Source organism: Pseudomonas sp. Z4-7, from assembly GCF_051131965.1.
Lineage (GTDB): Bacteria > Pseudomonadota > Gammaproteobacteria > Pseudomonadales > Pseudomonadaceae > Aquipseudomonas.
In genome coordinates this window covers 4091632-4104942 of record NZ_CP071642.1, presented here as the reverse complement: position 1 = coordinate 4104942, position 13311 = coordinate 4091632, and the positions used below count along the sequence as shown (strand labels likewise).

The following is a 13311-nucleotide window of genomic DNA, read 5'->3' as shown; positions in this document are numbered from 1 at the left end:
CGGTCGATTGGATCCATGCAAGCCTTGAAATTCAAGGCTTGCAGGCGTTTTTGGGACTGGCAAAAGTAATGGCAAATAGCTATAACTTAGTGTGTGACCGGGGCTGGACCAATGCCTGGTCCTTTCTGAGTCATGTTTATGGCATTACATCAGGTGCGTCCCAGGATCCTGGGCTTTATCAGCGAAGATGTTTCAGCATGGCTCGTGGCTTGCGTCGTCCTGATGGCAGGCCTGTTGCTGACCGGTTTGTTGGCCTGGGGCACGTTGAAGCAGTTCAACCAGCAATTGCGCCAGCGCTTCGAATTGCTCGCCGAAGAACGCTATAGCCGCCTCGAAGAGCGTTTCCAGGACCAGGAGCAACGTCTCGACAGTCTGAGGCGGTTCTTTGCCAACTCCGCGGGAGTGTCTGGCGCCGAATTCCATGGCTATACCGAAGCACTCTTGCGGCGTACCCGGGCCTTTGCCTGGGCGCCACGGGTGCTGCGGGATGAGCGCCAGGCATTCGAGCAAGAGGCACGAGCCGAAGTATCCACTACCTTTACCGTTCGTGAACGAGACGAGGCCGGGATCCTGCGCCAGGCCGCTGAGCGGAATGAATACGCGCCGCTGCTGTATATCCAGAGCCAGCCATCCTATGGCGCGCCGCTGGGCCTGGATCTGCTTTCGCATCCCCTGCGCCGTGCCACGCTGGAACGGGCGCGCCAGCGTAACGCCCTGGTAGTTTCCGAGCCCATTGATCTGATCGGGAGCGATCCGGCCTTTGCCCGAGGTGTGATGCTGGCGGCGCCCGTTCTCAAGCCTCTGACCAGCGAGCCGTTCGGTTACGTGGTGGCGGCCATCAGCATGCGCCAGTTGGTCGCCGATGGGCTGCCGGAGGCGGAGGATGACAGTCTGACGATGCGTGTGATTGATTCCGCCCACGATACCCCTTGGGAAGTCCTGTTCGAAACATCCAACCGACCGGGTAAAAGCGAGCTGTCGGCGGTCCGGATGTTGCGCCTGGCCGATCATGACTTCCGCGTGGAGTTGCGGCCCAGTCTCGCGTTCCTGTCGAACAATCATTCCAGCGTTGTGAGCGTCACGGTGTTGGGCGGGCTGCTCAGCCTGATGCTCAGCGTCTTGCTGTATACGTTGGTCAGCCAGCGACAGCGGGCCTTGGCGCTGGTAGAACAGCGCACCCGGGAACTGCATGCCCGGGAATCGGAACTGCGCGGCACCCACGGCCAATTGAAGGGCGTGCTCGACGCCGCGACGCAAGTCGCGATCATCGCCACCGACCTGCGCGGTGTCATCACCACATTCAATGCCGGCGCCGAGCAGATGCTCGGCTACCGCAGCTGCGATGTCCTGCAGAGCATGACCCTGGAAAGTCTTCACGTTCCGCGTGAGCTGCAGCATCGGGCCGCACAGCTGGCCGTGCGTTTCGGCAAGCCAATCCCGACGTGCCATGCGATGCTGCTCGAAGGCGGTGAGCAGGGCGGCCAACAGGCTCGGGAGTGGACCCTGGTGCGCCGCGACGGCAGCCACCTGACGGTCAACATGCTGGCCACGCCCGTGCTCGACGACCAAGGGTTGTGGGTCGGGCACCTGGCAATTTGCATCGACGTCACCGAACGCAAGCGCGTCCACGAAGCCTTGGCCGCACGGGACCTGCTGTTGAAAAAACTCAGCGCCCATGTCCCCGGCGGCATCTATCAGTTCAAGATGGACTTTACCGGTGAGTTCAGCGTGATCTATGCCAGCGACGGCATCCGCGACATCTACGAACTGGAGCCTGACGTGCTGGTACGGCACGCCGAAGCGGTGTTTTCGCGCATCCATCCGCTGGACAGCGCTCGGGTGCGTGCTTCGATCCGCATCTCGGCGGATACATTGAGCCCGTGGCGCGAAGAGTACCGGGTGCAACTGCCGCAGCGCGGTCTGCGCTGGGTACGCGGAGAGGCCACGCCCGAGCAATTGCCTGGCGGCGGTGTGTTGTGGCACGGCTATGTCTCGGACATCTCCGACCTCAAGCGCGTGGAAGAAGAACTGCGGGCACTGTCGATCACCGACGCCTTGACCGGCATTCGCAACCGACGGTATTTCCAGGAGCGCCTGACTTCGGAGATGGCCCGGGTTGAACGTGGCTCCGGCGAGCTGGCGGTCATCATGCTCGACATCGATCACTTCAAGCGCATTAACGACCAGCATGGCCATGCGGTGGGTGATCGGGTGTTGCAGGCGGTCTGCCAGCGCATCACCCAACGGTTGCGCCGCACGGACGTATTCTGCCGGTTGGGCGGTGAAGAGTTCGTGGTGCTCTGCCCGGATACGGACAATGAAAGTGCCTACACCCTGGCGTTGGGGTTATGGGACGGCCTGCGGGGTTCGCCGATCGACGACATTGGTACCATCACCGCCAGTTTTGGCATCGCCAGCTGGCGCGTCGGCGAAGGTGCCGACGCGCTACTGTTGCGCGCCGACTCAGGTGTGTACGCGGCGAAGCAGGCCGGGCGGGATCGGGTCGAGGTGCAGTTGGGATAGCCAACTTCACCCCAAGACCCATCCGGCCTTGTGTTGGGGCTGGCTCAGAGCACCGACGCCGTCTGCGGCAGTTTCGGCTGGCGATACAAGTCCAGCAGCACCTGGTCCAGCACGGAGGAGGCGCCCCATGGCTTCGGATCGTTGAGGATCGCCACGACCGCCCAGGTATTGCCATTGATGTCCCGGCTGTAGCCGGCAATGGCGCGGACTGTGTTCAACGTACCGGTCTTGACGTGCGCTTCGCCGGCCATGGCGGTGGTCTTTAGGCGTTTGCGCATGGTGCCGTCCGTGCCGGCGATGGGCATCGAGCTGATGAACTCCGCCGCATACGGGCTGCGCCATGCCGCCTGCAGCATCGCCGCCATTTCCCGGGCGCTGACCCGTTCGGCGCGGGACAGGCCGGAGCCGTTTTCCATCACCAGGTGCGGCGCGGTGATGCCTTTCTTGGCCAGCCACTGGCGCACCACCCGCTGCGCAGCCTTGGCATCGTCGCCGTCGGCCTCGTTGCGAAACTCCGCGCCCAGGCTCAGGAACAGTTGCTGGGCCATGGTGTTGTTACTGTATTTGTTGATGTCGCGGATGATCTCCGCCAGATCCGGCGAGAACGCCCGGGCCAGCAGTTTGGCGTTCTTAGGCGTCGCGGCCAGGCGGTCGCTGCCCTGGATGCTGCCGCCCAGCTCCTTCCAGATCGCTCGCACGGCGCCAGCGGTGTAGGTGGCATGGTCGAGCAGCGACAGGTAGGTCTGGGAGCTGCAACCCTCGCCGAGTTGGCCGCTGACGGTCACGGTCATGCTGCCGTCCGCCTGGGCCACCGGGTTGTAGCGCACGCCACCGGTGCATTGCTTGGAGTTGGCGGCCTTGACCACGTTCTCGATGCGGATGCTGGCGATGGGCGGTTCGACCGATATCAGCACCCGGCCAGCGTCATTGCGGGCCACGAAGCGCAGCGCCTTGAGGTTGACCAGCAGCGAATCGGGCTTGACCAGGAAGGGTTTGTTTTCGTCATTGCCGTCGTCGTTGAACTCGGGCAATTGCGGCTGGATGAAGAAGCTGCGGTCCAGCACCAGGTCGCCGGTAATCTGCTGCACGCCGTTGGCCCGCAGGTCACGCATCAGCAGCCAGAGCTTTTCCATGTTCAGCTTGGGATCGCCGCCGCCCTTGAGGTACAGGTTGCCGTTGAGAATGCCCCCGCTGAGGGTGCCGTCGGTGTAGAACTCGGTTTTCCACTGATGGTTCGGCCCGAGCATTTCCAGGGCTGCGTAGGTCGTCACCAGCTTCATGGTGGACGCCGGGTTCACCGAGACATCGGCGTTATACAGCGTCGGGGTGCCGGGGCCGTTGAGCGGTACCATCACCAGGGACAGGGCGTTGTCTTGCAGTTTGCTGTTTTTCAGGGCCTTTTGCACATTCGGCGACAGGGCGGTGTTGATGGTGGCGGCTTGAGTGGTGACAGGCAGGGCCAAAGGAAGAAGAAGGCTGGCCAGAAGCAATGGGCGCAAAGATTTGATCATGTGAAATAAAACCCTACAGGCGAGGGGGAAAAGAACGAGGACATGAAAATGAACGCCCTCAACGGTCATGAAAGTGTCGGCATTATGCCCCAAGGCGCAACGGCTTGTGCCGTGCCCAAGCCCAGCGAAGCGGTATTTTTTTACCGGCGGTAGGCGGACTTGCCCGATCAGTCGGGCAATCGACGCACCAAACTGGTAAAGTGCCGGCCGTTATTACTTATGAGGATTGTTCCAATGGCGACTAACCGTTCCCAGCGTCTGCGCAAAAAGCTGTGCGTGGATGAATTTCAAGAGCTGGGTTTCGAACTGAACCTGGATTTCAAAGAAGATCTGGCCGATGAGGCTATTGACGCTTTCCTCGACGCTTTCCTGAAAGAAGCCATGGAAGCCAATGGCCTGGGCTATGTCGGCGGTGACGACTATGGTCTGGTCTGCCTGCAGAAGCGTGGCTCGGTGACCGAAGAGCAGCGCGCTGCCGTTGAAGCCTGGCTCAAGGCCCGTCCTGAGCTGACCAGTGTTGAAGTCAGCCCGCTGATGGATGTCTGGTATCCGGAAAAGCCTATCAACAAGGCTTGATGGTCTGAAAAAACCGGCAACCCGTTTGGGTGCCGGTTTTTTTGTGCCTGTCGGTTGGGTAATTATTGTCCTTCAGGCCGCTTTCGCGAGCAGGCTCGCTCCCACCGGGGATGTGTGAACACCGACCCAATGTGGGAGCGAGCCTGCTCGCGAAGCTTTCAATATTCAGGCACTCCGCCAGTTCAGGATGAGCAAAGTCACCACCCCCGCGACAATCCCCCAGAACGCCGAGCCGATGGAAAACAGCGTCAACCCCGACGCCGTGACCATGAAGGTAATCAACGCCGCTTCCCGTTCCTTCGCTTCGCTCATGGCGATGCTCAGGCCGTTGATGATCGAGCCGAACAGCGCCAATGCCGCGATGGACAGCACCAACTCCTTGGGCAGCGCAGCGAACAGCGCCGCCAGCGTGGCGCCGAAGACCCCGGCAAAGCCGTAGAAAATCCCGCACCAGACGGCCGCCGTGTAGCGCTTGTCGCGATCTTCATGGGCATGTGGCCCGGTGCAGATCGCCGCGCTGATGGCGGCGAGGTTGATACCATGGGAACCAAATGGCGCCAGCAACAGCGACGCAACGCCGGTGCTGGTGATCAATGGCGAGGCCGGTACGTTGTAGCTGTCGGCGCGCAGCACGGCGATGCCGGGCATATTCTGCGAGGTCATCGCCACCACGAACAGCGGGATACCGATACTGATGGTGGCCCCCAAAGAAAATTCTGGCGTGGTCCAGACCGGTGTCGCCACTTCCAGGGCGAAACCGCTGAAGTCGAGAAGCCCGAGCAAGCCCGACAAGGCGGTGCCGACCAGCAGCGCGGCCAATACCGCATAGCGGGGTGACAGGCGCTTGACGATCAGATAGGTAAAGAACATCCCCAGCACCAGGCCGGTGCGATGTTGCGCGGCGACAAATATTTCGCTGCCGATCTTGAACAGGATTCCCGCCAACAGCGCGGCCGCCAGCGAAGCCGGAATGCGTTTGACCAGGCGCTCGAAGCTGCCGGTCAGGCCACAGATCGTCACCAGCACCGCACAGGTGATGTACGCGCCGATGGCTTCGCCATAACTCACGCCGCCCAGGCTGGTGATCAACAAGGCTGCGCCGGGTGTTGACCAGGCGATGGTGATTGGCGTGCGGTAGCGCAGCGACAAGCCGATGGAGCACACCGCCATGCCGATGGAGATGGCCCAGATCCATGATGAAATCTGCCCGCTGGTCAGCCCCGCCGCCTGCCCGGCCTGGAACATCAGTACCAGTGAGCTGGTGTAGCCGGTCATCATGGCGATGAAACCGGCGACGATGGCCGAGGGCGAGGTATCGGCCAGGGGGCGAAGTGGCGCGGTGCTGATTTCGGTCATGGTGAGCGGTTGTCCTTGTTGTAGATTGGCTGGACTGGCGGAGCCACGGATTGCCGGATCAAGCCTAAACTCAACGCAGTTGCCGATTGCAATACAGCCATGCCCGCAAAGAGCCGTACAGTCGTGTTGCCATCAGAGGTTGTGTACAATCGCCGTGTTTATTACGCGATACTTGCCAGCGACCCGCTGTGCCGTATTACAGTCACGGTTAAATCGCCGCAGTTCTCCCGACTCGAGTGCCCATGAACGAACAGTTGCAACCCCTCAAGAAACAACCGCGAGCAGGCAAAGCCGGCCGCAGCGGAACCCAGGACGATATTGTCTACGCACACATTTTCGAGGCGATCCTCGAACAGCGTCTGGCGCCTGGCACGAAGTTGAGCGAAGAGGCGCTTGGGGAGATTTTCGGGGTGAGTCGCACCATCATTCGTCGCGCGCTGTCGCGCCTGGCCCATGAAGGCGTGGTGCTGCTGCGCCCGAATCGCGGTGCGGTGGTCGCCAGCCCGAGTGTTGAAGAGGCACGCCAGGTATTCTTTGCCCGGCGCATGGTGGAGAAGGCAATCACTGAGCTGGCGGTACAGCACGCCAGCGCCGAACAGCTTGCCGAGCTGCGGCAAATGGTCAGCGACGAGCGCGACAGTTTTTCCCGGGGGGACCGTGGCGCCGGTATCCGGTTGTCGGGCGAGTTCCACCTCAAGCTGGCCGAGGCGGCAAAAAACGCGCCGCTGATCAGCTTCCAGCGCAGCCTGGTATCACAGACTTCGTTGATCATCGCCCAGTACGAAAGCGGTAACCGTTCCCACTGTTCCTATGACGAACACACCCAGCTGATCGACGCCATCGAGGCCCGTGACGCAGCCCTGGCGGTGAACCTGATGATGCATCACATGGATCACATCGACAGCAAGCTCAACCTCGACGAAGAAAGTGCTTCGGATGACTTGCATGCGGTGTTTTCGCATTTGTTGCAGAGCAAGAAGCCGGGGCGGTCGACGGCCAAGCTCTGATTGAGTTGAGTCAGCGATGCCGAGGCGCGCCCTTCGCGAGCAGGCTCGCTCCCACAGTGGATTTGTGTTGGTCACACTGATCCTGGACTGTCTCCAAAAAGTTGGACACCAATCTGGCTTCTGGGGTCAGGCAACCCTGTGGGAGCGAGCCTGCTCGCGAAAGCGGTCTGGCAGGCGCTGAAAGTTAGCGCTGGTGCACCAGCCGGCCTGCCGCATAAGTCTGCGCCACCACCCGGTCATCCCCAAGCGTCATCAGTACGAACAACCGCTCGGCCATGTCCTTGGCCTGCTTCAGGCGATAGCTCAACAGCGGCGTGGCGTTGTAGTCCAGCACCAGGAAGTCCGCGTCCGTGCCCGGCTGCAACGTGCCGATCCGGTCTTCCAGGCGCAAGGCGCGGGCGCCTCCAAGGGTGGCCAGGTACAGCGATTTGAACGGGCTCAGTCGCGCACCTTGCAACTGCATGACCTTGTAGGCTTCGTTCAGGGTTTGCAGCAGCGAAAAACTGGTTCCGCCGCCCACGTCGGTGCCAAGGCCCACATTGACTTTGTGCTTCTCGGCCATCGGCAGGTTGAACAGGCCACTGCCCAGGAACAGGTTCGAGGTCGGGCAGAACGCTATGGCCGAACCGGTTTGTGCCAGGCGTGCGCATTCTTCGTCGCACAGATGCACGCCATGGGCGAACACCGAGCGCTCGCCGAGCAATTGGTAGTGGTCGTAGACGTCCAGGTAGCCTTTGCGCTCGGGGAACAGCTCCTTGACCCATTGCACTTCCTGCAGGTTCTCGCTGATGTGCGTCTGCATGTACAGGTCCGGGTATTCGCCGAGTAACTGGCCAGCCAGGGCCAGTTGCTCCGGCGTGCTGGTCGGCGCGAAGCGCGGGGTCACGGCGTAATGCAGGCGACCCTTGCCATGCCAGCGTTCGATCAGCGCCTTGCTCTCGGTGTAGCTGGATTCGGCTGTGTCGACCAGGTAGTCCGGCGCGTTGCGGTCCATCATGACCTTGCCGGCGATCATCCGCAGGTCGAGTTTCTCGGCTACCTCAAAAAATGCATTCACCGATTGCGGGTGCACACTGCCGAATACCAGGGCTGTGGTGGTGCCGTTGCGCAGCAGTTCCTTGACGAAAATGTCCGCTACCGCCTCGGCGTGGGCCGGGTCGGCGAACTGGCTTTCGCAGGGGAACGTGTAGGTATTGAGCCAATCCAGCAACTGCTCGCCATAGGCGCCCACCATGCCGGTCTGCGGCAGGTGAATATGGGTGTCGATGAAGCCGGGAGTGATCAAGGCGTCCTGGTAGTGCGTGATCTCGATATCCGCCGGAAGGGTCGGCAACAAATCGCTGGCGTGGCCGATAGCGCTGATCAGGCCATTTTCCACTACCAGCAGGCCATCCTCGAAATACTCATAGGACGCCTCGATACCGACTTCGGCCGGATCGGCGAGGCTGTGGAGCAGGGCGGCGCGGTAGGCTTTGCGTGTCAGGGGCATGGGAATTCTCGATAACGGGATTAACGCTGGCTGCGGCGCGAAACCGGCAGCAACCTGGCGATGGGTTCGGCGCGGGAGGTGTGCTGGCCGAAATCTGCGTTGTAGGTGGCGATGATTTCGCCGGCGATGGAGATGGCGATTTCAACGGGCAGCTTGCCTTTGACTTCGCCGATGCCCATCGGGCAGCGCATACGCTGCAGGGCGCCACTGTCGAAGCCGCGATCACGCAGGCGATGTTCGAACTTGACGCGTTTGGTCTTCGAGCCGATCAGGCCGAAGTAGGCAAAGTCGTTGCGCTTGAGGATCGCGGCGCTCAGTTCCAGATCGAGCTGGTGATTGTGAGTCATGACGATGCAGTAGCTGCCGGCGGGCAGCTCATCGACTTCGTCCAGCGGGTCTTCAGTCACGATTTTCTGTACGCCGTGGGGCAACTGCTCAGGAAATTCCGCTTCCCGCGAGTCGATCCAGCGCACCCGGCAAGGCAGGCTCGCCAGCAGCGGCACCAGGGCGCGGCCGACATGACCGGCTCCGAACACGGCAATCTGCGCCTGGACCTGGCCCATGGGTTCGAACAGCAACACGGTAACGCCACCGCAGCACTGGCCCAGGCTGGCGCCGAGGCTGAAGCGCTCGAGATGGGTGTTCTGCTGGCCGCTGGCAAGCATCTGCCGGGCAATCTCCATCGCCTTGTATTCCAGATGACCGCCGCCAATGGTGTCGAATGTCTGGCGGGCGCTGATGACCATCTTCGAGCCGGCATTGCGCGGGGTGGAGCCGAGCTCCTCGATGATCGTCACCAGCACGCAGGGTTCGCCGCGGGTTTGCAGGTCGGCGAGGGCGCTGATCCAGTTGTACATATTCACCTCGACATCTTTGTTGTCTGTTCCGGCCTCATCGCGAGCAAGCTCGCTCCCACATTGGATCGGTGTTCACAAATCCCTTGTGGGAGCGAGCTTGCTCGCGATTGGCCGCGCCGCGGTCTAGAGCGAAGCCACTTCGGCTTCAGCTTCCTCAGCCTTGACCACCCTCAACCCACGCATCTGCTCACACCCCCACAACACCCGCTCCGGCGTCGCCGGCGCATCGATTTTCGGTTGCTGCCGATAATCCCCCAGGCTCGCCACGGCGTCCTTGATGGCGCACCACGCGGCGATGCCGAGCATGAACGGCGGCTCGCCCACGGCCTTGGAATGGAAGACCGTGTCTTCGGGGTTCTTGCGGTTTTCCACCAGTCGCACCCGCAGGTCCAACGGCATATCGGCCACGGCCGGGATCTTGTAGCTGGCCGGGCCATTGGTCATCAGCTTGCCCTTGTCGTTCCACACCAGTTCTTCCATGGTCAGCCAGCCCATGCCCTGGATGAAACCGCCCTCGACCTGGCCGATGTCGATGGCCGGGTTCAGCGAGGCGCCAACGTCGTGGAGGATGTCGGTGCGCAGCATCTTGTATTCGCCGGTGAGGGTGTCGACGATCACCTCGGCACACGCGGCGCCGAAGGCGTAGTAATAGAACGGCCGGCCACGGGCCTGGCTGCGGTCGTAGTAGATTTTCGGGGTCTTGTAGAACCCGGTGCTCGACAGCGAGACCTGGGCGAAGTAGGCCTGTTGTACCAGCGCCTCGAAGGTCAGGATGTGATCGCGCACCCGCACGTGACCGTTATGGAATTCCACGTCTTCTTCGCTGACCTTGTATTGCCGCGCGGCGAATTCCACCAGGCGTTGCTTGATGGTTTCGGCGGCATTCTGCGCGGCCTTGCCGTTCAGGTCGGCGCCGCTGGACGCGGCGGTGGGCGAGGTGTTCGGGACCTTGTCGGTATTGGTCGCGGTGATCTGCACGCGGTCCATTTCCACCTGGAACACCTCGGCCACCACTTGGGCGACTTTGGTATTGAGCCCCTGGCCCATTTCCGTGCCGCCGTGGTTCAGGTGGATGCTGCCGTCGGTGTAGACGTGGATCAGAGCCCCGGCCTGGTTGAGGAAACTGGCGGTGAAGGAAATGCCGAACTTCACCGGCGTCAGCGCCAGGCCCTTCTTGAGGATCGGGCTGCCTGCGTTGTAGCGGCGGATCGCTTCGCGGCGCTCGGCGTACTGGCTGCTTTCTTCCAGTTCAGCGGTCATTTCCTCGAGCATGTTGTGCTCGACGGTCTGGTAGTAGTGCGTGACGTTGCGCTCGGTCTTGCCGTAGTAGTTGGCCTTGCGCACCGCCAGCGGGTCGAGCCCCAGGTGCCGGGCGATGGCATCCATCACCTCTTCGATGGCGACCATGCCTTGGGGCCCGCCGAAACCACGGTAAGCGGTGTTCGACGCGGTGTTGGTCTTGCAGCGATGGCCGTTGATGGTCGCATCGCCCAGGTAGTAGGCATTGTCGGCATGGAACATCGCCCGGTCGACAATCGAGGCCGACAGGTCCGGCGAGCAACCGCAGTTGCCGGCCAGTTCCAAGGCGATGCCATGCAGGCGTCCGGTGTCGTCGAAGCCAACGTCGTATTCGATATAGAAAGGATGGCGCTTGCCGGTCATCAGCATGTCCTCCACCCGGGGCAGGCGCATCTTGGTCGGCTGGCCGGTGAGGTGCGCGATGACGGCGCACAGGCAGGCCGGACTGGCGGCCTGGGTTTCCTTGCCGCCAAAGCCGCCGCCCATGCGGCGCATGTCCACCACGACCTTGTTCATCGACACGCCCAACACTTCGGCCACCAACTTCTGCACTTCGGTGGGGTTCTGGGTCGAGCAGTAGACGATCATGCCGCCGTCTTCGGTGGGCATCACCGAGGAAATCTGGGTCTCCAGGTAAAAGTGTTCCTGGCCGCCGATGTGCAGCGAGCCTTGGATGCGATGTTCGGCGGTGGCCAGCGCCGTGGCCGAATCGCCGCGCTGGTGGGTGTGACTGTCGAGCACGAAGTGCCGCTTGCGCAGCGCCTCGACCACATCCAGCACCGGTTCGAGGTCTTCATATTCAATGATCGCGGCCATGGCTGCCTGGCGTGCGGTCTCCAGATCCCTGGCCGCCACGGCGAGTACCGGTTGGCCGACGAACTGTACGTCATCGATCGCCAGCAGCGGGTCGCCGGGCAACAACGGCCCAATGTCCTTCAGGCCGGGTATGTCCTGATGGGTAATGGCGATGCGCACCCCTTCGAAGGCATAGCAGGGCGTGGTATCGATACGCAGGATCCGCGCATGGGCGCGGTCCGACAGCCGGGCATAGACGTGCAACTGGTTGGGGAATTCCAGCCGATCATCGATGTACTGGGCCTCGCCGGACACGTGTTTTGCGGCGCTGTCGTGCTTGACGCTGCGGCCCACGCCCGTGGTCAGGTCACGAGCGAACAGCTCGGCCAGTTCGGCCTGGGTCTTCTCTACGGCGTGATGGTTAGACATAAGCGGTCACCCGAGTCTCGATGTGCGGCGTTTGCAGCTCGATGAAGTATTTGCGCAGCAGGTTGCGGGCGCTGAGCAGACGGTATTCCTTGCTGGCACGGAAGTCCGACAGCGGCGTGAAATCCTCGGCCAGGGCCGCGCAGGCGCGTTCGACGGTACTGTCGTTCCACGGCGCGCCGATCAGTGCGGCTTCACAGTGCCTGGCACGCTTGGGTGTTGCGGCCATGCCGCCGAAGGCGACACGCGCGTCCTCCACCAGACCGTTTTCAAGACGCAGGTTGAACGCCGCGCACACTGCGGAAATGTCATCGTCCAGGCGCTTGGAAACCTTGTAGGCGCGGAACGTCTTTTCGGCGCTGGCTCGGGGCACGATGATCTTTTCGATGAATTCGCTTTCCTGGCGGGCAGTTACCCGGTAGTCGATGAAATAGTCTTCCAGGGCCAGGGTGCGGCGGGTCTGGCCCTTGCACAGCACGATCTGCGCGCCGAGGGCGATCAGCAGGGGCGGGGAGTCGCCGATGGGCGAGGCGTTGCCGATGTTGCCGCCCAATGTGCCCTGGTTGCGGATTTGTAGCGAGGCGAAACGCTGCAGCAATTCGCCGAAGTCCGGGTATTCGGTTTTCAGTGCCTCGTAGCAATCGGAAAGCGCGGTGGCGGCGCCGATCTCCAAACGGTCCTCAAAACGCTCGATGCGCTTGAGTTCGGCGACGTTACCGACGTAGATCATCACTGGCAGGGTGCGGTGAAACTGCGTGACCTCCAACGCCAAATCGGTGCCGCCAGCCAGTAGCCGCGCCTGCGGATAGGCGTCGTAGAGGTCGGCCAGATCGGCCACGGTCAGCGGCACCAGGCAACGCTTGTCACCGCTGTTGAGCTCGCCGGTTTCGGTCGGGGAGATGGCTTTCAGGCGGGCGATGGTCTGGGCTTCGCGGGCGTCGAACTGGTCCGGTTGTTTGCCGCAGCAGGCCTGGTCGGCCGCCGCCAGGATCGGCCGGTAGCCGGTGCAGCGGCACAGGTTGCCGGCCAAGGCTTCGTGGGCCTTGTGGGCGTCGGGTTGTTCGCTGTTCTTTTGCAGGGCGAACAGTGACATGACGAAGCCCGGGGTGCAGAAACCGCATTGCGAGCCGTGGCAGTCGACCATCGCCTGCTGGACGCTGTGCAACTGGCCATTGTGCTTGAGGTCTTCGACGCTGATCAGTTGCTTGCCGTGCAGCGACGAGACGAAGGTCAGGCACGAATTGAGGCTGCGGTAGCGGATGCGCTCGCTACCGTTCGCGTCCGTTTCCAGTTCGCCCACCACCACGGTGCATGCGCCACAGTCGCCGCTGGCGCAGCCTTCCTTGGTGCCGGGTTTGCCAACATGCTCGCGCAGATAGTTGAGCACGGTCAGGTTCGGGTCCAGGGCGTGCTCGCTACGGAGTTCCTGGTTGAGTAAAAACTGGATCACGGAAGGCCTCGCAGATTCATTA

At 62.1% G+C, this 13311-nt stretch carries 9 protein-coding genes; 3 read left to right on the top strand and 6 right to left on the bottom strand.

Translation table 11 applies throughout. From position 1 onward, the window contains the following. The first annotated feature begins 138 nt into the window (after positions 1-138). Positions 139-2523 (top strand): sensor domain-containing diguanylate cyclase, encoded by a 2385-nt coding sequence (locus J3P91_RS18380; RefSeq protein WP_434601347.1) that lies wholly within the window; start codon positions 139-141, stop codon positions 2521-2523. 44 nt (positions 2524-2567) lie between these two features. Here the strand turns inward: J3P91_RS18380 and dacB are convergent, their stop codons facing one another. Next, positions 2568-4034 carry a D-alanyl-D-alanine carboxypeptidase/D-alanyl-D-alanine endopeptidase gene (gene dacB, locus J3P91_RS18375; protein WP_434601346.1) on the bottom strand — a complete coding sequence of 489 codons (1467 nt, stop codon included), beginning with the start codon at positions 4032-4034 and terminating at the stop codon, positions 2568-2570. 234 nt (positions 4035-4268) lie between these two features. On the opposite strand from dacB, the gene J3P91_RS18370 reads away from it, so the two are divergent. Then, positions 4269-4610 (top strand): YggL family protein, encoded by a 342-nt coding sequence (locus tag J3P91_RS18370; protein ID WP_434572947.1) that lies wholly within the window; start codon positions 4269-4271, stop codon positions 4608-4610. Positions 4611-4775: 165 nt separating this feature from the next. Here the strand turns inward: J3P91_RS18370 and J3P91_RS18365 are convergent, their stop codons facing one another. Then, complete coding sequence (locus J3P91_RS18365; protein ID WP_434601345.1) at positions 4776-5966, bottom strand: benzoate/H(+) symporter BenE family transporter; 1191 nt, start codon at positions 5964-5966, stop codon at positions 4776-4778. Between the two features lie 242 nt (positions 5967-6208). Between J3P91_RS18365 and J3P91_RS18360 the strand changes: the two genes are divergently transcribed. Further along, complete coding sequence (locus tag J3P91_RS18360; RefSeq protein ID WP_305499918.1) at positions 6209-6973, top strand: GntR family transcriptional regulator; 765 nt, start codon at positions 6209-6211, stop codon at positions 6971-6973. A gap of 184 nt (positions 6974-7157) precedes the next feature. On the opposite strand, the gene guaD is transcribed toward J3P91_RS18360, so the two are convergent. From guaD to xdhA, 4 genes are all read right to left on the bottom strand, one after another. Beyond that, positions 7158-8462 (bottom strand): guanine deaminase, encoded by a 1305-nt coding sequence (guaD, locus tag J3P91_RS18355; protein ID WP_434601344.1) that lies wholly within the window; start codon positions 8460-8462, stop codon positions 7158-7160. A 20-nt stretch (positions 8463-8482) separates the two neighbouring features. Continuing rightward, entirely contained in the window at positions 8483-9319 is an 837-nt protein-coding gene (gene xdhC / locus J3P91_RS18350) for a xanthine dehydrogenase accessory protein XdhC (RefSeq protein WP_434601343.1), read from the bottom strand. A gap of 123 nt (positions 9320-9442) precedes the next feature. Next, positions 9443-11842, bottom strand: a complete 2400-nt coding sequence (xdhB, locus tag J3P91_RS18345) for a xanthine dehydrogenase molybdopterin binding subunit (protein WP_434601342.1) — start codon at positions 11840-11842, stop codon at positions 9443-9445. After that, complete coding sequence (gene xdhA / locus J3P91_RS18340) at positions 11835-13289, bottom strand: xanthine dehydrogenase small subunit (protein ID WP_434601341.1); 1455 nt, start codon at positions 13287-13289, stop codon at positions 11835-11837. Before xdhA ends, xdhB begins: the two co-directional genes overlap by 8 nt. Between the last annotated feature and the right edge of the window lie 22 nt (positions 13290-13311).